At 64.9% G+C, this 18,804-nt stretch carries 19 protein-coding genes and 2 pseudogenes; 9 read left to right on the plus strand and 12 right to left on the minus strand.

What is annotated here, in order from left to right; translation table 11 throughout:
• The first annotated feature begins 101 nt into the window (after window positions 1-101).
• The 3 genes from ACLMAJ_RS31585 (at window position 102) to ACLMAJ_RS31595 (ending at window position 3,121) form a co-directional block, all read left to right on the plus strand.
• Entirely contained in the window at window positions 102-932 is an 831-nt protein-coding gene (locus ACLMAJ_RS31585; protein WP_412017528.1) for a phosphatase PAP2 family protein, read from the plus strand.
• A complete protein-coding gene (locus ACLMAJ_RS31590; RefSeq protein WP_412017529.1) occupies window positions 929-2,350 on the plus strand; it encodes a sensor histidine kinase in 1,422 nt (473 codons plus the stop codon). The genes ACLMAJ_RS31585 and ACLMAJ_RS31590 overlap by 4 nt, the downstream gene beginning before the upstream one ends.
• Window positions 2,351-2,449: 99 nt before the next feature.
• Window positions 2,450-3,121, plus strand: coding sequence for a GOLPH3/VPS74 family protein (locus tag ACLMAJ_RS31595; RefSeq protein WP_412017530.1), 672 nt, complete (start codon window positions 2,450-2,452; stop codon window positions 3,119-3,121).
• 88 nt (window positions 3,122-3,209) lie between these two features.
• Here ACLMAJ_RS31595 and ACLMAJ_RS31600 read toward each other — a convergent pair whose 3' ends face one another.
• A complete protein-coding gene (locus ACLMAJ_RS31600; protein ID WP_412017607.1) occupies window positions 3,210-3,776 on the minus strand; it encodes a dihydrofolate reductase family protein in 567 nt (188 codons plus the stop codon).
• 206 nt (window positions 3,777-3,982) lie between these two features.
• On the opposite strand from ACLMAJ_RS31600, the gene ACLMAJ_RS31605 reads away from it, so the two are divergent.
• Complete coding sequence (locus ACLMAJ_RS31605; protein WP_412017531.1) at window positions 3,983-5,233, plus strand: COG4705 family protein; 1,251 nt, start codon at window positions 3,983-3,985, stop codon at window positions 5,231-5,233.
• Between the two features lie 137 nt (window positions 5,234-5,370).
• On the opposite strand, the gene ACLMAJ_RS31610 is transcribed toward ACLMAJ_RS31605, so the two are convergent.
• From ACLMAJ_RS31610 to ACLMAJ_RS31635, 7 genes and pseudogenes are all read right to left on the minus strand, one after another.
• Window positions 5,371-6,120, minus strand: a complete 750-nt coding sequence (locus tag ACLMAJ_RS31610; protein ID WP_412017532.1) for an anti-sigma factor — start codon at window positions 6,118-6,120, stop codon at window positions 5,371-5,373.
• A complete protein-coding gene (gene sigK / locus ACLMAJ_RS31615) occupies window positions 6,117-6,749 on the minus strand; it encodes an ECF RNA polymerase sigma factor SigK (protein ID WP_412017608.1) in 633 nt (210 codons plus the stop codon). Before sigK ends, ACLMAJ_RS31610 begins: the two co-directional genes overlap by 4 nt.
• 179 nt (window positions 6,750-6,928) lie before the next feature.
• Window positions 6,929-7,222, minus strand: a pseudogene (locus tag ACLMAJ_RS38085) (fasciclin domain-containing protein); the annotation flags it as partial.
• A gap of 486 nt (window positions 7,223-7,708) precedes the next feature.
• Window positions 7,709-7,900, minus strand: a pseudogene (locus tag ACLMAJ_RS31620) (cold shock domain-containing protein); the annotation flags it as partial.
• Window positions 7,901-8,021: 121 nt separating this feature from the next.
• On the minus strand, window positions 8,022-9,050 hold the full coding sequence (locus ACLMAJ_RS31625; RefSeq protein ID WP_412017533.1) for an alpha/beta hydrolase: 1,029 nt from the start codon (window positions 9,048-9,050) through the stop codon (window positions 8,022-8,024).
• A gap of 408 nt (window positions 9,051-9,458) precedes the next feature.
• The gene (locus tag ACLMAJ_RS31630; protein ID WP_412017534.1) at window positions 9,459-10,784 is read right to left on the minus strand and encodes a cryptochrome/photolyase family protein; all 1,326 of its coding nucleotides are present in this window, start codon (window positions 10,782-10,784) and stop codon (window positions 9,459-9,461) included.
• Window positions 10,785-10,854: 70 nt separating this feature from the next.
• Window positions 10,855-11,511 carry a lipocalin family protein gene (locus ACLMAJ_RS31635; RefSeq protein WP_412017535.1) on the minus strand — a complete coding sequence of 219 codons (657 nt, stop codon included), beginning with the start codon at window positions 11,509-11,511 and terminating at the stop codon, window positions 10,855-10,857.
• 220 nt (window positions 11,512-11,731) lie between these two features.
• On the opposite strand from ACLMAJ_RS31635, the gene ACLMAJ_RS31640 reads away from it, so the two are divergent.
• Entirely contained in the window at window positions 11,732-12,595 is an 864-nt protein-coding gene (locus ACLMAJ_RS31640) for a MerR family transcriptional regulator (RefSeq protein ID WP_412017536.1), read from the plus strand.
• A gap of 258 nt (window positions 12,596-12,853) precedes the next feature.
• On the opposite strand, the gene ACLMAJ_RS31645 is transcribed toward ACLMAJ_RS31640, so the two are convergent.
• The gene (locus ACLMAJ_RS31645) at window positions 12,854-13,639 is read right to left on the minus strand and encodes an SDR family NAD(P)-dependent oxidoreductase (RefSeq protein ID WP_412017537.1); all 786 of its coding nucleotides are present in this window, start codon (window positions 13,637-13,639) and stop codon (window positions 12,854-12,856) included.
• Between the two features lie 401 nt (window positions 13,640-14,040).
• Here ACLMAJ_RS31645 and ACLMAJ_RS31650 point away from each other — a divergent pair, with 401 nt between their 5' ends.
• Both ACLMAJ_RS31650 and ACLMAJ_RS31655 read left to right on the plus strand, forming a co-directional pair.
• A complete protein-coding gene (locus ACLMAJ_RS31650) occupies window positions 14,041-14,205 on the plus strand; it encodes a hypothetical protein (protein WP_412017538.1) in 165 nt (54 codons plus the stop codon).
• A gap of 3 nt (window positions 14,206-14,208) precedes the next feature.
• On the plus strand, window positions 14,209-15,312 hold the full coding sequence (locus tag ACLMAJ_RS31655; RefSeq protein WP_412017539.1) for a DUF6630 family protein: 1,104 nt from the start codon (window positions 14,209-14,211) through the stop codon (window positions 15,310-15,312).
• A gap of 117 nt (window positions 15,313-15,429) precedes the next feature.
• On the opposite strand, the gene ACLMAJ_RS31660 is transcribed toward ACLMAJ_RS31655, so the two are convergent.
• The gene (locus tag ACLMAJ_RS31660; protein ID WP_412017540.1) at window positions 15,430-15,939 is read right to left on the minus strand and encodes a winged helix-turn-helix transcriptional regulator; all 510 of its coding nucleotides are present in this window, start codon (window positions 15,937-15,939) and stop codon (window positions 15,430-15,432) included.
• A 104-nt stretch (window positions 15,940-16,043) separates the two neighbouring features.
• Between ACLMAJ_RS31660 and ACLMAJ_RS31665 the strand changes: the two genes are divergently transcribed.
• Together ACLMAJ_RS31665 and ACLMAJ_RS31670 are read left to right on the plus strand one after the other, a co-directional pair.
• Entirely contained in the window at window positions 16,044-16,829 is a 786-nt protein-coding gene (locus ACLMAJ_RS31665; protein WP_412017541.1) for an SDR family oxidoreductase, read from the plus strand.
• Window positions 16,830-16,852: 23 nt separating this feature from the next.
• The gene (locus ACLMAJ_RS31670) at window positions 16,853-17,209 is read left to right on the plus strand and encodes a nuclear transport factor 2 family protein (RefSeq protein WP_412017542.1); all 357 of its coding nucleotides are present in this window, start codon (window positions 16,853-16,855) and stop codon (window positions 17,207-17,209) included.
• Window positions 17,210-17,509: 300 nt separating this feature from the next.
• On the opposite strand, the gene ACLMAJ_RS31675 is transcribed toward ACLMAJ_RS31670, so the two are convergent.
• Complete coding sequence (locus ACLMAJ_RS31675) at window positions 17,510-17,866, minus strand: nuclear transport factor 2 family protein (RefSeq protein WP_412017543.1); 357 nt, start codon at window positions 17,864-17,866, stop codon at window positions 17,510-17,512.
• Window positions 17,867-17,967: 101 nt separating this feature from the next.
• Window positions 17,968-18,801 (minus strand): 3-oxoacyl-ACP reductase family protein, encoded by an 834-nt coding sequence (locus tag ACLMAJ_RS31680; protein WP_412017544.1) that lies wholly within the window; start codon window positions 18,799-18,801, stop codon window positions 17,968-17,970.
• Window positions 18,802-18,804: the final 3 nt, after the last annotated feature.

Here is an 18,804-nt window from a genome sequence, read left to right on the forward strand (position 1 = left end):
TCCTTTCCTCCAGTAGTCAGCTGGTTCATTACAGCCCAATGAGGTACGCGAGGGATCGGGCTCTCAGCGTTTCCACAGCACCGCGCACCCAGACTGAGACAGTGTCCACCATTGTCGATCTGATCGCTCCCACCGTCAGCGAGGTCTCCACCGAGGCCGCGACCGCGGAAATCGCGGTGTGGATCGGGGTGGTGAGTGTCGCGGTGATCGTGGCGTCGTTGCTCAGCGATCGACTCCGGCCGACCGATGACCTGGCACAGTCCACCGTGCGGCGGGCGGCGCGGGCAGTGGCGGTGATCGTGATGTTCGTCGAGTTGAGTGTGCAGGTGTCGGCATCGGGCTGGTTGATCGGTGCCGACACCTCTACATTGCACTGGTTCACCGGCCATCGGTCCTCGGGCTGGACGATGATCGCGCGAGCCATCACCACAGCCGGAGATCCGGCGGGTCTCGCGGTGATCAGTCTGCTATTCGCGAGTTTTCTTGCCTGGCGGTTGCGCAGCATGGTGCCGATGGTCCTGATCCTCGGCGTGGTCGCGGTTGCCTCGACAGCGAGCACGATCAGCAAGGTCGTGGTCGGACGGACGCGCCCACCTGGGGCGGTGCAACTGATGACCGAGACCGACTTCTCCTATCCGTCCGGTCACGTGACCGGGACCGCCGCACTCGCCGGGGCGGTACTGCTGGTGTATCTCGGTGCGCGACCGAGGATTTTGCGCGCCATCGCCGCTACCCTGCTGGTGGTGCTCGTCGTGGCCGTCGTGGCGGTGGTCCGCCTGTATCTAGGCGTGCATTGGCTCACCGACGTGATCGGCGGCGGACTGCTCGGCTGTTCGATCGTGCTGATCGGCGCGGTCGTGCACCCCTACTTGCGGTCCTGGTTGCACCGCGCGCCCGCAATCGAAGCCCCGGAGGTGGTGCCGACATCATGATCACCGCGAAACCCGCCCGACGGTCGGTCGAGCGCGGGTTCGTCGATGCCGCAACACGATTGGTCCGTCCCACCCGATGGGGTTTGCGGATTCGGTCGGCGCTCGTCGTCGCGGTCGTTATCACCGCGGCACTGGCGATCGCGACCCTGTCGCTGACCTATGTGCTGTATCGGTCCTTGATCACTGCTTCCGATGACGCCGCCGCCGAACGGATTCGCCAGGTCAGCAGCCAACTCACCCTCCTAACGGCGGCAGAGTTGGATCGCAGCGCTCTGGCGACAGACAATCGGATCTCGATCGTGCAGATCATCGATCAGGCCGGCCAGGTCGTGCAAAGTTCCACCGACAGTCCGCCCCAGCCGATCACCGGTGATCGACCTGCCCCGGGTGCCATCGCCCATGACCTGCCCACGACGACCGGCGCTGATGAAAGCCGAGTCAGCGCGGCGACCGTCGACGGCCGCGATGGTCGCTACACCATCGCCGTCGCCACAGATCAGGAAGAAGTCGAACGCACCATCAAACTGGTCGCCGTCCTGGTCGCGTTGGCCACTCCGTTCATCGTCGCGCTCGCCGCACTGGCCACCTACGCTCTGGTCGGGCGATCACTGCGTTCGGTCGAAAACATCCGCACCCGCGTCGCCGCTATCACCAGCGCCGACCTCACCGACCGCGTCCCGGTTCCACCGCAGCGCGACGAAATCGCTGCCCTCGCACAGACGATGAACGACATGCTGACCCGCATCGAAGCCGGGCACAACGCGCAACGCCGCTTCATCAGCGACGCCTCCCACGAACTGCGTAGCCCGCTCACTACCATCACCGCCGCCCTCGAACTCGGCCGCGCCCAACCAACCGTGCTCGACGCGGCCATGCTCGACGACACCCTGCTCCCCGAGGCCGAGCGCATGCGCCAACTCATCGACGACCTGCTGCTACTCGCCCGCGCCGACGAAAACGCGCTCACCCACCGCCGCATCGATGTCGACCTCGACGATGTCCTCGCCACTGAGGTCGCCCGCCATCGCACGACCACCGCACTCACCATCGACACCATCGTCGAACCCGCCCGCATCACCGGCGACCCCGCCCAGATCTCGCGGGCCGTGCGTAACTTGCTCGACAACGCCACCCGATACGCCGCAACCACCATCACAGTCCGCCTGACCTGTACCCACGGCAATGCCCACATCGAGATCGCCGACGACGGACCCGGCATCGCCGAACACGACCGCGCACACATCTTCGACCGCTTCTATCGCCCCCAACACGATCGCGGTCGCGGCACCGGCGGATCCGGCCTCGGCCTTGCCATCGTCGCCGAAATCATTGCCGCACACCACGGCACAGTACGCATCGACCAGAACGTCCCCACCGGCGCGAACGCCATCATCGATCTGCCCTTGACCAAGGTCTGAACGGCTTCTCAGCGTGCCCACAGCGGTCGACATCCATGGTGGACCGATGAGCGTGATCGTGCGGGCCGCCGCGGCGGCGATATGGGCTGGAGATCGGCCATGACCCTGCTTGCCGAAGACCTGCTGTGGCTACTTCTCGACGATGACACCGGCGAACCACTCGTCGACAAACAGAGTTTGTCGCACGCCCTCGCCGGTGCCCTGCTCGTCGACCTGGTCGCACCGAACCGCTTCGCACGGGTCACCGGGCCCGGTGACACCGTACGTGCGGGCAGGCTCGTCCTCCTCGAGCCGGTGCCACCGCGGGCAGATCCACTGCTCGCACACGCGGTCGAATTGCTGCGGCATCGCAACCTCACTCCCAAGCAGGCGATCCACAAACTCGAACCAGGCCTGCGCAACACGCTTTCGGACCGGTTGTGTTCGCATCGACGGGTCACCCGCCAATCCAGCCGCCTGCTCGGATTCATCCCGACCACCACCTGGCCGACCATCGACCGCGACGCCAAAAACGTGCTGCGCCGGCCACTGCGGCGGGTGCTGCTCGACGCACATCACCCCGACCACCGCACGCTCACCTTGATCACGCTGCTGCACATCTCCTGCGCGCTGCCCGCGCAGTGCCCGGGTTGGCGGCGTCGTGTCATCGACGAACGTGCCATGCGAATTCGCGAGCAGTACACCGAAAGCACCTGGACCACAGAGTCGGTGCGGCAAGCGATCTGCGACTCCTACGCCCGGACCTACACCGGCGGCTATCTCATTCCCTGACCGCATGTCGAACAGGCCGTCGCACAGTAGCGGGGTGCCGCTCGAGTCGTGTACCTCGTAGTGCGTCCGCAGGGCGCGTCTGGCTGTGTCAGTCGTGTTTCGCCTCGTAGCGCAGCAGGACCGTGCCGCCCGGGAAGGTGCGGTTCTCCAACAGTCGCAGCGATATCCATGACGGCAGTGTCGGGAAGAACGGGGTGCCGCCGCCCACGGCGGTGGGCGTGACCACGATCCGGTACTCGTCCACCAGTCCGGCCTGCACGATCGGTGCGGCCAGCGTCGCGCCGGCCACCTCCAGCCTGCCGTCGGTTTCGGCTTTCAGTTTCGTCACCACCTCGACCGGGTCGCCGCGTTCCAGACGGGAGTTCCAGTCGACCGACTCCAGGGTGCGTGAGAACACGACCTTGGGCATGTCGCGCCAGATGCGGGCGAAGTCGACGATCAGAGGGGTGGCGTCCGGAGCGTTGTCAGCGGTCGGCCAGTACGCGGACATCAGTTCGTAGAGCCGCCGCCCGTAGAACGACAGGGCGGTCTCCCGCTCGAAGTCGTTCCAGTACTGGAGGAGCTCTTCGCTCGGATCGGACCAGTCGATGTTGCCTTGCGCGTCGGCGATGTACCCGTCCACCGACACGTTGAAGCCATAGATGAGTTTGCCCATGGAGATCAGACTGCACCGGAGGGCGAAACTCATCGCGACGCCACACGAGATCGTCAAATCCTTGTAGAAGGGGCGAACGTCACGCGGCCTCGTTCGTGGTTGACGAATTGACCGACCACCCGGAGGTCATCGCGTCCGACCATATTGCTCGGGCGTCGGATTTCTCTCAGCATCGCCACAGCGAGTTGTCGTTACAGTCGCGCGCTGTGACCGAAACAACGAGATCCGGGACCGTCGAGACTCGCGTTCTGCTGAGTAAGGTGCCCGAGGTCACGGTGTGGTTCTGGATCATCAAGATCCTGTGCACGACCGTGGGCGAGAGCTTCGCCGACTGGATCAACCTGACAGTGGGTGTCGGTCTGAGCCTGACCGCTCTCCTCTTCACGGTCGTGCTCGCCGCCGTTCTGGGGTGGCAGTTGCGTCTCGACCGCTACGTACCGTTCGTCTACTGGCTTTCGGTCGTCGTGCTGAGCGTGACCGGCACCCTCTACACCGACATCCTCACCGACAGCGTGGGGGTTCCGCTCGCACTGAGCACCGGCGTCTTCGTAGCGATCCTGGTCGTTGTCTTCGGAGTGTGGTTCGCGCGAGAGCGGACACTGTCGATCCACAGCATCGTCACATTGCCCAGAGAGCTGTTCTATTGGCTCGCAGTCCTGGTCACCTTCGCCCTGGGGACAGCGGCTGGTGACTGGACACTGGAGCTCACCGGCTGGGGTCCGGGTATTTCGGTGCTCCTGCCGGTCGGGTTGATCGTCGCGATCGTGATCGGCTGGCGGCTTGGCGCGAACGCGGTGTTGTCGTTCTGGCTCGCCTATATTCTGACCCGTCCGCTGGGTGCGAACCTCGGCGACTGGTTCGTGTCCCCGTCGACCGATCACGGACTCGGATTGGGTACTGCCGCCACCAGCGTGATCTTCCTCGCCGCGATCCTTGCATCGGTCGTATACCTGACCCGCACCCGCAGCGATGTCATCACAGAATCCGAACCGACCCACCAACCGACCGCGACCGTGCGTCCGGCTCGCGAGCGGGTCATGGTCACCTACTACGCCGCAGTCGCTGTCGCCGCGGCCGCTCTACTCGTATGGGCCGCCGCGCAGCCACACGCAACAGCGACCGAAGACGACACCACAGGGGCGGCCGTGACCACCTCGTTCTCCTCGGGCGACGCGACGACGCATTTCCCGCAAGGAGAGATAGCGAAGTTCCGTACCATCGCCGAGGACACGCTCGCGAAGGTACAAGCTGGCGACCAGGCCGGCGCGAAAGCCCGGATCAAGGACCTCGAAACCGTGTGGGACGCCGACGAGGCGGCCCTGCGCCCCCTGGACCAAAACGCGTGGCAGGCGCTCGACGGGCAGATCGACAGCACCCTGAAGGCGGTGCGGGTCGGCACACCCGACACCGCAACCGAGACGAAGACTCTCAACGCGCTGTTGACCGCGCTCGGTTGAGACGACGCCCGAAGCCGATTCGTCTTGCTGCGCCTGCATGTGGGTGGCCTTCACCAGTCGAACGGACGCGTGGCACGTCGAGCCGGTCGATGGCCGTGTGGCCATAGTGGTTTCTGCACGTAGAAGCACGGTGCGACTCAGCCGAGATTGATGCTGGCGATCGGCGTGCTCGTGGGCTGTGGGGATCCACCGGCGGGTTCGATGGTGACGGCCAGGGTCTCCACGGCTTCGAAACGTGTTACGAGCGGCTGGCCGGGCGGTGCGTCGAGGACCGCGGCAGAGTGCGGTGTGCCGCCGATGGGGACCAACCATATCTGGTACGACCGTCCTATAACCGGGTCGGGGACTTCTCGGAAGGTAACCGCGGCGGCCGACAGCGACGCCGAACTGCTGACCTCCAGCAAGCCACCGGTGGCCATCCGGGTTGTGCGAGTGCGCATGTCGGGTTGCTGTTCGATCATGTGCGCGGTGATCGACTCGCCGCCAGGAGAATCGATGTGACGAGATGTGATCGCCACAGTGCCTACAGCGATCGCGATCACCACCGCCACGGCGGCGGCCAGCCAATGCAGCCGCGAAATCGACTGCCGTCGCAGCACATGGGCTGGTGGCGACCGGTGCCCGTCGATGGCTGTCACCGTTCCAGCCAGAGCTCGCATCAATCGGTCCTCCAGAGCTGCGGGAGGTCGGACCGAGTCCACGACGGTGAGCGCGGCCAGCGTTTCGTGGACGCCGGCGACTGTGAGGTCGAATTCGGTAGCGGTTACCCGATCTGCCATTTCGCGCTGATGTTCGATGCGTTGCCGCTCGTTGTCGGTAATGGCGTCCAGCGCGTAGGGGTATGCGAGCGCGAGCAGGTCCGGTTCGGGCCGCTCGGTAGTGCTCATGGGATATCACTTCCAGTCAGACATAGCGCGAGACGTTTGAGGCCATCGCGGATTCGGGACTTCACGGTTGGTAGGGGAATGCCGAGATGGTCGGCGACTTCGGGGTATGTGCGGCCGCCGTAGTAGGCCAGAGCGATCGTCTCGTGCTGGCGCGGTGTCAGCGTGTTCATGCAATGCGCGACCGCTTGTTCGTCGAAACGCTGATGGACCTCTTCGGCGACCACGTCGTGGTCACGGCCCAGATTGACGTGACCGTAAGTGATGTCGCGGTTGGCAGCCGACTGTTCTCTGCGGACGCGATCGACTGCCCGCCGGTGGGTCAGCATCATCAGCCAACCCATCGGACTGGACAAAGTCTCGTCGTAGCTGTCGGCCCGCGTCCATGCCTGCAGATACACCTCCTGGGTGACGTCCTCCGCAGCGGTGTGCCCGCGAAGAATCCGCACGGCCAATCCGTAAACCCGATGACTGGTCAACCGATAGAACTCGGTGAACGCATCACGGTCACCGCCACCAACCTCGGCGAGCAGGCCGACCAACCGACGAGTGAGCTGGACATCGTGACCCGGCCGGGTGATCGGACAAGATTGACCGACCGGATTGTCCGGATCGTCGATGTCGAGGACCATCCTGATCTTCGGTGCATCACTGTCGCGCGTCACATCCGCACCCAGAGTGATCGAGTGGGCAGAGGTCGAGGTGTGGGCATATCCATCCGGACTCCTGATGGGGTGCGAGGCAATGGCGGCCATGACGCAAGTCGGGTGTCAGGCCGGCGGCATCAACACGGTGTCGATCATGTAGACAGTGGCGTTTGCTGTCCCGACACCAGGGTTTGGAGCATCGGGTTGTTCGAAGCAGCGACCGCGACCGGATCCTTGGCCATCCCGGAGACCGACCCCGCGCCAGTGGGTACCTGCTGTGCTTAGGCCTGACACCCGGCACCCACCAGGTTCGCCCCGGCTGCCATCGCCGTAGTCGGTCCAGCCGGCGTCGAACTCGACGGGGCCGACTTGCTGCTGGAATCGGACTTGCCATCCGAGCATGCAGCTACACCTGCCACTGCGGCCGCCAAGACCATCGCCGCTACCGAACGCTGCATGATCGCCATCGTGGTTCACTACCTCCGTGAGAGAGCGACCTTTCCAGGTCGCACTTGATTTGGACACAATGGACTTCGCACCGCCCTGATCCACGGATCGGTCGGAGAACAAACCCGGTGAAACTACAGCCGCCGGCACTGCCGAGTGCGGCTGCAACGTTGCGTCACAGAGTCCGCCCGCAGTTGGCCGCCGCTGCGTGGACACGGCCGCTACTGCGCATTTCAGAGATCGCAGACAAGGGTTGAGCCGAACGGTCACGAGCACGATGACCGCGAAAGACCTCTCACGTGGTGTAGGCGGCGCCGATTCGATCGTCGGGATCGCCGCCCTCGGGAAGGCACCATCACCGGCAGATGCGGTTGGTGATCGGATGAGCGACTGTTACCTGGGCAAAGCACGTCTGCACTGGACCGCCCGGCGCGCTACCCACACCGTGCGATGTCCGCGGTGGTTGCCCGCGGTGTCTGGAATCGAATCTCGGTGGGGCGCACCTTATGTGCCTGTGGACCTTTCATGCTGACGAACACCTCGAAATCGACCTTGCAGCTTTCGCTGATCGAATTTCGGTACTGGTCGAGGATGTGCTCGCTTTCGACGAGTAGATCAGCGCTGCCGTCGGCGGCGGCGATGAAGCCGAAGCGCTTGGTGGCATCGAACCATTTCACAGTGCCCTGCATCGAGTACTCCTGAGGTATTGATATCGACATACTTGGGATATCGGTCCGGGCCGCGAGAACTGTTGGACACGGCCGATTTTCGCGGTCACCACAGCGAGGATCGATTGCGGTGACCCGTTGATCAGCTCTGACTGCCGATCGACTGAGCCAGGAATGGCCAGGAGCGCTTCAGGTCATCCTCCCAGTAACCCCACGAATGTGTGCCGACCGGCCGATCATCCATCGTCACCGGGATATTCAGTTCGCGCAGCCGGTTGGTCAGGTTCACCGTGCAGAAGTGGATAGCCGCTTCGATCGGCCCGCCGAACACGATCTGCACCGGCAGCGGAATCCGACCATCCTGCACCCGCGGATCGGTCGGAGTGTCATGCGGTGCCGCCGGAATGCCACTACCTGAACTCAAATAGACCGCGGTCCCGCGCAGCCGATCCGCATTGACCAGTGGATCGTTGGCCCGCCACAGCGGTCCGTTGCGTGGGCCCCACATATTCTCGACGCTTTGCCCACCGCCCCAGTTCTCCACCGTGAGTCGGACGAACTCCTGCCCGATGGGGTCCGATGTCTGCGCGCAACCGCTGTAGGACGCCACACTCTTCCAGAAACCGGGCTTCGCGATCGCGAGATTCAGTACCGAGGTGCCACTCATCGACACACCCACCAGCGTCCGGTTCCCGTTGGCTCCCAAGAACTCCTCGATTACCGGCGGCAACTCCTCGTTGATGAAGGTTTGCCACTTGTTGTGGCCCAGGACGGCGTCGTCGCGGACCCAGTCGGTGTAGTAGGAGTTGCTGCCACCGAACGGGGTCACGACGTTGACGTCCTTGCTGCGCAAGAAACTCACGACGTCGGTCTGAGCGTCCCACCCGCTCTGATTCGGTCCACCTCCAGAGCCGTTGAGCAAGTACATCGTGGGTCGTGGCTTCGCAGTGTCCGCGGCGCGGATGACTTGCACCGGGATCGGCTTGTTCATAGCAGGAGAGAACACCATGACATTCAGTTGCCGGTCGTTCACTTCCGCTGCCGAGACAACACCGGCGGTCCCGGGAGCGGCGGTCGCGGTGGTTACCGCGCCAACCAGGCTGGCAACGGCCAGCGCGCTGGCAAGCACCCAGCGCAGCGTTGTCGTCTTTGTCGATCGCCGTGTTCTCAAGGTCGGGGCCCTCTCATGTACATGTTGTCAACCACAGTCGGAATGACGCTGCGGAATGCTTCGCTAGTGTCGGGCGTCCCAGGAGATTCGCGCTGCCACCGTCCCCGGTTTGGTTTCGGCGCCGAATGGTCCGCGGTTGGGGCGAGCCGCGGTCTTGTTCGGAGCAGCGGGCGAAGGCGGCTTCGGTCTCAGCAGCGCCACCCCGCCCGAGGCCGGGCCGACGACCGCCAGCAGCGGTGCCAGGTAGCACCCCACACAGATCAGCGTGCCGAGCCCGAGCCGAAATGTGGTCAGGCCCAGGTATGACGACAGTGCGCTGCGGCGGTGTCGAAACCGCGAACGCCACCGTCTACCTGATCGACGGCGTCCTGACACCACCCACTGGCTAGCGAACCCTGACGGCCACAGTCACATGCCCGCGCACTCGACAATCGGCGCCGGGTATGTGGCGTGGCCGATGTTCTCGCGCCACGGCCGGTGAATGGCGCTGCCGGGCAGCTCGGCCAGTTCGGGCAGCCACCGGCGCACGTAGGCGCCATCCGGATCGAAGCGGTCGGCTTGGCGTAAGGGGTTCAATTTCCGGTTCGGCCGGGTGTCGGTGCCGGTGCCCGCCGCCCACTGCCAGTTGAGCTGGTTGTTGGCCAGGTCGGCGTCGACCAGCCAATCCAGGAAGTGCCGCGCACCGATACGCCAGTCCACGCCCAGTGATTTGCTGAGAAAGCTGGCAACGATCAATCGGGCACGCCCGGGCATCCAGCCCTGCGCACGTAGCTGGCGCATCCCGGCGTCGACCACCGGATAGCCGGTTTCGCCCGCTTGCCAGGCCCGCACCGCCTGCGGGTCGTCGCGCCAGGTGTTGTTCCCCCGGCTGCGGTAGTCCGTCCAGGCCGCGTCCGGTCGCGCGGCCAGCACCTGGTGATGAAAATCGCGCCACGCCAACTGGCGTACGAATGCTCGGCCACCCTCACTTGCGGGATCGACAGCCGCGAGTATCTGCACGGTGGATAGGGAACCGAAATGCAGATACGGCGACAGGTGAGAGGTAGCGTCGAAATCCAGCCGGTCGGCACGTTCGGCGTAGTAATCGATCGGCCCGGAAACCCACTCGTGCAGCGCTTTCCGACCGGTCGCCGAACCCCCGACAACGAGCAGCGGCGAACTCGGCCCCGGGCACAGGTCGGCCGGTTCGGGCAGCGGGATGCCGGTCACCGGCGGCGTGGTCAGTCGTCGCGGCGCGCTGAGCGGCGTGCGCTGGTTCGCATCGACCCACCGGCGGAAATAGGGGGTGAAAACGGCGAAATGATCGCCACCGCCGGATGGCCGCAGGGCCCCCGGATCGATGGCTGTCACCGAGCCGCCGTGGACATGCAGCGCGCAGTCGAGCCGCGAGAGCCCTACACGCAGCCGATCAGCGCGGCAGACGCTATAGCCGCTGACATCGGCGGCGATATGAACGTTGCGAGCACCGGTCTCCTCAGCGATACGAGCGGTCTCCGCCACCGTGTCACCACGCCGGAGGACCAGGCCAGACCCTAGGGCGCGTAGTTCGGCGTCCAATTCGGTGAGTGCCGCGAGCAGGAACCGAACGCGGTTCGGTGTAGCGAACCGCGCCAGGACGCCGTCATCGAACACGAACAGCGGGATGACCGGCTCGCCCGCGTGCTGCGCGGCGGTCAACCCCGGATTATCGTGTATCCGCAGATCGCGCGTGAAAAGGGCAATGTTCGCCGTCACCGCAGTGCTCGCCGGATCAAAGCAGCGGTACCGGAAGATACCGGCGAGCGCCGGTCACCGGTGACCGTACTCAACGGATGCACAGAGGCGCGATATCGGTCATTCCGCCGGTCGTCGGCGAAGTCAGATAGATGCACGGGCTCTGCCCGGCGACCTGGATCGCCGCGCGTACCCGATCCCAGGTCGGGGCATCCAGCGCAGGCGTTCGGGACAGGACGAACCCGGACAAGCGGCTGGGGTCGGTCACCAGCGCCCAGGAGTAGTCCGGCCCGAGTGCGGTGACGATGTAATTGGTCGGACCGGTGCGCTGGTCTCGGCCGGGCACTCCGGGAAAGCCGACATGCAGCTGCGCGCTGGTTACAGGGTCGTTGACCGTGGCCGTTCCCTGGATCTGGTTCAGTGATCCGGTCCCGGTGACACACTGATTGTGCACCGCGATATCACCTTGTTCATCGAGCTGGTAATCGGCTCGGGTGTCGCGGGCACAGTTCAGATTGAACACCTGTGGGACGGCGGCGAGTTGATGCCAAGTACCCAGATAACGGGTCAGCTCCAGCTTCTCCACCGGGGCTGGACCACTGACCGAAACGCTATCGGGAACCGCGCCCGCCCCGCCGGATGCCGCGCCGGCGACCACGACAGCCGCCGAGGTCACGCCGAGCGCGGCCACAAGCCGCCCCAACCGGCGGCGCGGCGCGTTGAGGACAAAGCTTCTACGCGAAATCATCCGGTGCTCCTCGAATCTCGATTGCCTCGGTCGATGCGCCCAACCTAACAGAAAAACGATGCATAATCGACTCATCGAAGTATGAAGCGTGTGGTTCGCAAAGGACAACCCGAGCCCCGCGACTCGATGGTTGTCCCATCATCTGGCGCAGGGCTCAGCCGACGGCACCCGACGGCCCGGCATTTAGGAAACACACGCACGGGCCGGGCACAATAGGCTCATGCCCGCCGGTTCAGCTCCCCTATCCGACGTGGCCGGATATACGGTGCGCGCGGTAGCTGACCGACTCGGCATTCCGATACCAACGTTGCGCAGCTGGAATCGCCGCTACGCTATCGGCCCGACCCAGCACCGGCCGGGCCAACACCGCCTCTACAGCGCGTCCGATATCGCAGTGCTCGAGCAGATGCTCACCCTGATTCGCGCGGGAGCAAGCCCTTCCGGTGCGGCTGCCGCGGTGGCCGGCGTAGTACCTACTGCCGAACTCGGAGCGTGGGAGCCGCTACTGAACGCGGCGGTCGCGCTCGATATGCAAACGACAGCCGCGCTGCTGACCGCACATCTGCGCGCATACGGGGTAGTCGATACCTGGGATTTACTGTGCCGCCCTGCCTTCGCGGCGGTCGTCACACGGCAACTCGGCGGCGAAAGCTGTATCGATGTCGAGCATTTACTGTCCTGGTCGATCACCGTTGCGCTGCACCGCCATACACCTGCGCCTGCCCGGACGGACAGCAACCGTGCGGTCGTGCTGGCGTGCACCAGCGGCGAAACCCACGCACTACCCCTCGAAGCCCTGCGTGCCGGCCTCGCCGAGCGCGGTGTCGGCACGTTGATGCTCGGTGCCGACGTGCCCACCGACGCCGTCGCTGCTGCGCTCACCCGGGATGATCGGCAGTCCGATGCCGTGCTCTGGTCACAGCAGGAGTCCACCGCGCTGACCTCTGCGATACGTGCCTGTCACACCGTCGGATCCCGAGTCCTGGTCGGTGGACCGGGCTGGGATGCGGTGATCTTGCCGGAGTTCGCGCACCGCCTCAACGGGCTCGGCGAGGCTATCGATCTGATTGCCACGCCACGCTGATGATGACGGGCACCACCGGGAGCGACCTGAAGGCGCCCGATATAAAGTTGCAGAAATGATGCATCGCGGGTAGATGCCGAATCGAGGTGCCGCCGCTCCTGCGAACTCGGCGTCCCATCCGACGAGTCGGCCACTAGAAGCTGATGCCCGGAACCGTTGGCGCAGTGTGAGCGACATGCGAAATCCTTCGCCGCGGCGCTGCAAATGATGCGCGGTTCCGATCAGTCAGAAGTGACTGCACCGTCTCACACGATTGCCTCAGATGGTGGTGACGAAGCCGCCGTCGATCCTCAGGTCGGATCCGGTGATGTTGGCGGACCGATCGCTGGCCAGGAACACGACAAGGTCGGCAACCTGCTCCGGAGTGGTGAACCGGCCCATCGAGGCGGCACCGGCTGTCGCTGACCGGACCTCTTCGGCGGTCTGACCGCTGGCGTCGGCGATCGTGTCGGCCACTCCACCTTCGTCCAGCCACAGCCCGGTAGTCACAGGTCCGGGGCTTATCGAGTTGACGCGAATATTCTTCGGCCCCAATTCCTTTGATAAAGCCTTGCCGAAGTTGGTGACGGCGGCCTTGGTGGCACAATAGTCATAGATCCCGGGGTCGGGATAGTACGCGTTGACCGATCCGACTATGACAATCGATCCGCCGCCACGGCGGTACATCTGCGGCAGAGCAGCACGAGTAGGCCGTACCGTCCCCATCACATTGAGGTCCCAGGACGCCTGCCACTGGTCGTCGGTAACGTGTGCGAATCCGCCCGGTTGCACAGTGACAGCGCCGACGTTGTTCACCAGCACATCGATGCCGCCGCGGTCCATCGCAGCCGCAACCAGGCCATCAGCGCCGCCGGGCTGCGACAAATCGGCGGACACAAATGTCACCTTCCCCGCCACCTCGAGCGCCCCGAGATCGGGCCCACGGCTGCGTGATCCAGCCACTACATGAGCACCAGCGTCCACCAGCGCCCGAGTGATCGCCAACCCGATGCCTTTGCTGGCGCCGGTCACGACGGCGGTCTTGCCCGACAGATGTAAATCCATGCTGCTGCTCCTGTCGCCAGCTGGGTTTGTGCCCCCGAACACGCTACGCCCAGCCCAACACCGCTGGATCCACTCCGCGACCTCGGAGTGTCGCAGCCGCAGGAGCTTGTCCACCTTCTGGTGGACGCCGGTCTCGGGTACCACCTACCGGGCATCGGCACAGCCGATGAAGAGACCGGCGGCTGGTCGCACGGTCATCGCCGCACCGAAACGGAGCGTGCACAGGGCCAGCCGACCGATATCTCGGTCCGGCTGACCGAGTCACAACAGCGTGATCAGGCCGTCGTCAGCCGTCCGCGCTGGATCAACCGACGCTTGCTCCAGCATCATCGGATTCGAACTGTTCGCCCCGAAAGGGTTTGGAAGCCGCTGTGTCAGTGGGCTTCTCTACGCTGCCGCCCATGACCCGTTCCCGAACCAGACCACACCACGCTCCCGCCGCCCCCTTCGCCCTCGAGCTGGTCGGCACCGAACCTGGCGAGATGAACGCCCCCTCGTCATCTGAGACCTCACTACCCGTGGCGCTGCCGAGCGATGGTGGGCACTCGCCGGTGGGGATGGTGTGAGAAGTGTTCAGACTCGATGGCGAGGTCGGTGTCTCCTACGGCCAGATCTATGTTGAAAGTGACCCCAGGGACAACGGCCGACCCATGCACGAGGCGTTTGCCGGGCAGAGCGTAGGGCTGTGCGGCGCCGCGGTACCCGGCGCACTATTCCTCAGGACCGGTTTGCACACCGGCGACGTCGGCTTCACCGTCGAAGTGCGCGGCCAGGCTCCCCCGCTCGATCCGGCATGGGAAGACGTCGTGGAGGTCTCCTTCTACCCGCTCTCGGATCAAAGCTTCCTGGCGCAGTGGGCTGGTGAGGATTCCTGGGAACTGGACTTGAAAGAAGGGCTCGACTACCGGGTGCGGTACTGCGCGCAAGGCATGGACCAGGCACGAGAGAAGGACGTCAGACTCGACGATGAGCCACTACAGGACCGTTACCTCCTACAGTTCTGGCCCGCCCCACCCGAACCGGACCGCATAGTGCGCCAGACCTCGCAAGTCGCGGCCTACGCCCATGACTATGCCCGCCAGCAACCCGATTTCGAGTTCCGCGCGCGGGCCATCATGGCCCAACGACGGGCACACCTCACCCCTGAAGGAGCCGAATCGTTTCGCGACGCCGAATCTCCAAACGGGACCGCGGATATGGCGGTCATCTCCCGCGAGGCCGATCTCCAGTCTGTCCGCGAGCAGTTGACATCGCTGAGCTCCTATCCCACGGCGCTGCCCTGGGATTGGGCCGCCACCTTCGTCGTGCCAGCCGACGATCGCGTCGGTTACATCGAAGCGTTCCTCGAACAGATCGGTGAGCACGCCTTCGCCCTCGGTACTGTCCTGGCGTCGCTGGATTCCGGGCAAGACTACTACCTGGCCTTCGTGACACCGACCGAGTTCCAACAGCTCTCGCGGCTTCTCACCGCACACAGGATGAGCGCTGAAAGCGTGCGGTATGGCCGCTGGACACTGCGCGTGAACCCGGAACAGAGCGCCGCGAGCAGCGCGATCAGAGCCTGGGCCATAGCCAACGGCCACAAGGTCGAAGCAGCCCGCGGGGTGGCGATCCCGGCGCCGCTCGAGAGCCCCTGCGCACCCGAGGAGGCCGAACCGGACCGGCTCGCCTGACGCGTTCGGCACCCGGAAATCCCCGCCCGATATCCCGTCCCAGGCGTGCTCGAGGCCGTGCCTCAGGTGGCGCGTTCCAGGTGGGCTACTCCCCGGCCGGCCAGGTCGTCGCTTTGGTCAGGCCCCCTGCGCGCGGAGGGGTACGCGGCCCGCATACCGGCTGAGCATATCGGCACTGGCAGCAGGACCGGCGGCGAAGACGTAAGCGTCACTGTCGTCGAGGCGGCGACCCGTTCTGGCGTCGACGACGACGGGTTCGACCTCTTCGCCGGTATCGGCGGCCACAAGAACCATGCTCCGCTCCTCGGGCGCCAAGCGCGCATTGCCCCACGCGGCCAAGGCCACGAGCACCGGGCGCAGTGAGCGCCCCCGATCGGTGAGCACGTATTCGTAGCGCACCGGATTGGTCTGGTAGGGGCGTCGCTCCAGCAGCCCGTCCGCGACCAAGGCTTTCAAGCGTGCCGTGAGCATGCTCGAGGAGATGCCCAGGTTGCCCTGGAACTGGTCGAACCGGGTGTAGCCGTCGAATGCGTCGTGCAGGATCAGCAACGTCCACCACTCGCCCACCTGCTCCACCGTCGTCGACAGCGGGCACTCCCAATCTTCTGCCCTGATGCGGCTGGCCAAGATGACAACCTCCCGAGTCCCTGCTAATTTCGAAGTTAGTAACTTCTATCCTAGCAGTCACTACGTGGGCAACACTGTGCCACGCCCGGGAAAGGACCATGCCCATGACCGAGTCCATCAGCGACTCCCTCGACGGCCGTCGCGCGTTGGTGTCCGGAGGCACCAAGGGCACCGGTGCGGCAATCGCCGCGCGCTTGCGTGAAGCGGGCGCTGCCGTGCTCGTCTCCGCCCGCAGCCGCCCCGAGGACGTCGAGGAGAAGACGTTCATCGCCGCCGATCTGAGCACCGCCGAAGGCGCCGAAGCCGTCGCCATCGAGGCGACCGACCGCTTGGGTGGCATCGACATCCTCGTCAATACCCTGGGCGGATCCGAAGCACCTGCCGGGGGATTCGCCGCACTCGGCGAAGAAGACTGGGCCCGAGAGCTGAACACGAACCTGATGGCTGCCGTCCGCCTGGATCGTGGACTGTTACCGGGAATGATCGAGGCGGGCAGCGGCGTGATCGTGCACGTCACCTCGATCCAGCGCCGCATGCCGCTGTGGAACGGCACCCTCGCCTACGCCGCCGCCAAGGCTGCCCTTGCGACCTACAGCAAGGGCTTGGCCAACGAGGTCGCCCCGCAAGGCATCCGGGTCACCGCCGTCTCCCCCGGCTTCACCCAGACCACCGCCGCCGACAACCTGATCGACCGCATCGCCGACGAGGCAGGCATCAGCCGCGACGCCGCCCTCGGAAAGCTCATGGACTCCCTCGGCGGCATCCCCCTCGGGCGACCCAACCGCCCCGAAGAGGTCGCCGAACTAGTCGCCTTCCTCGTCTCCGACCGTGCCGCCTCCATCGTCGGCGCGGAGTACGTCATCGACGGGGGCACCACCCCTACCGCCTGATCCATCACACCGCCGGGAAAACCATGCACAACAACCAAACCCAAACCATCACCCTCGAACTACTACCCGAGGTGATCACCCGCTACCTGAGCGCACACCGTGCTCACGACACCGCCACCGCGCTCACTGCGTTCACCAGCGAAGCCACCGTCGTCGACGACGGCCACGCCCACCACGGCTTCGCCGCCATCCAGCAATGGCTCAGCCGCTCGGCCACCGAGTACACCTACACAATCGAGCCCACCGACGCCCGGGCCATAGACGCCACCCACTACGTGGTCACCCAGCACCTCGAAGGCGACTTCCCCGGCGGGACCACAGACCTGCGCTACCAGTTCACCCTCGACGGAAATCGCGTCGAACAACTCACAATTGCCTGATCTGCTGAACGGGTTAACGGCGGATCTGACCCCGGTAGGGGTTAGTTCCCGGTCGGGGTGATCCGACACTTCCACTGAGCCTCTCGGCTCTAATAGGGTGCCGTCAAGGAACGCCTCAGGAGCGGCGAACGAGCGTGCAGTTGTTTGAATTCATTGTCAAACAGGTCGAACGGCTCGAATGGGGACCACGGGGTGTCTCGGCACACCCCGACGAGCTCCCCACCCTTAGGCGGCATACACATCGCCCACGCCGGCCGCCGGAATCCGGCCCATCATTTCCGGCTCGTCGGCCATTGTCGGTTACGTTGCACTAGCGCGTGTTTCGGTCCAATCGACCATGAGGCGACGCTCACCGAACAGCCATTCACCGTCTTGCTTGACGAACTCATCGAGATAGCGGATCGAGGCGATCATGAGGGTGCGCCGGCCGGTGGCGTCAGCGGACACGTGGTGAGCCCGGCAGTAACTCTCGCCGGTCGCTCGGTCACCTTGCAGGGAAACGGCGCTCTGCCCATTGAAGTGGGTGGTCGCGGTGTAGGTGTTCAGGTTGTCGAAGACCGATGCGAGGGCAGCACGGCCATGCAGGTCCTGGGTCGGTTCTTTCGATGCGGCATCCATGAACACGACGAAATGTGTGTCCTCGGTGAACAGTGCCATCTGCCCCGTACAGCCCGACCCGCCTTCTTTCCGCCAGTCTTGGCATGCTCTGGTCGCCTGGTGACAACGGCTCGAAGCCGAGCGGCTTTGCTGACACCGCGTCACATATCCATCCCGCCGTTGACGCTCCACACCTGGCCGGTGATGTACGACGAGGCGTCGGCGGCGAGGAAGTGCACTACGCGGGCGATCTCGTCAGGGCGACCCGCGCGGCCTACCGGGATTGCCCCGGTGAGTTCGGCCATCACCTTGTCCGGGATGGCAGCGGTCATCTCGGTGGCGATGAGGCCGGGTGTCACCGTATTCACGGTGATGCCGAGGCTGCATTCGGAGCGCTTACCGGAACGGGCCAGCTGGAAGGCGGCCTCCTTGGCGAGGGTCTTGGTCAGACCGAACAGGCCGGACTTGGAGGCGGCGTAGTTGGCCTGGCCGATGTTTCCGGTCTCGCCGACCACCGAGGAGACATTCACGATCCGGCCCGTGCCGCGCTCGACCATATGCGCCAGTGCGGCCTGCGACAGGAAGAAGGTGCCGGAAAGATTCACCGCGAGAACGGTGTACCACTCCTCTTCCGACATATCGGCCACTGTCCTGTCCATGGTGATGCCGGCGTTGTTGACCAGAATGTCCAGTCGCCCATGGTCTTCGATGACCTCGGCGATCGTACGGCGGCAGTCGTCGGCGGAGGCGACATTGCCACGATGCGCCGAGACTGATGCGCCGTGTAGCGCGGTGACCTTCCCCAGGTCGTCGAGGAATTGGTTGGCACTGTCCGGATTCCGGCTGTACCCGACAGCCACGGTGGCGCCTTGGTTCGCCAAGCTGTGCGCGACGGCCGCGCCGATGCCGCGTGTGCCGCCGGTGACGAAGGCGACCCGGCCGGCGAGCTTGTCGGTGACATGGGTGGCGGGGCTGTGGGTTTCGAGCGTGGTCATAAT

The organism is Nocardia arseniciresistens (assembly GCF_046764875.1).
GTDB lineage: Bacteria > Actinomycetota > Actinomycetes > Mycobacteriales > Mycobacteriaceae > Nocardia > Nocardia arseniciresistens.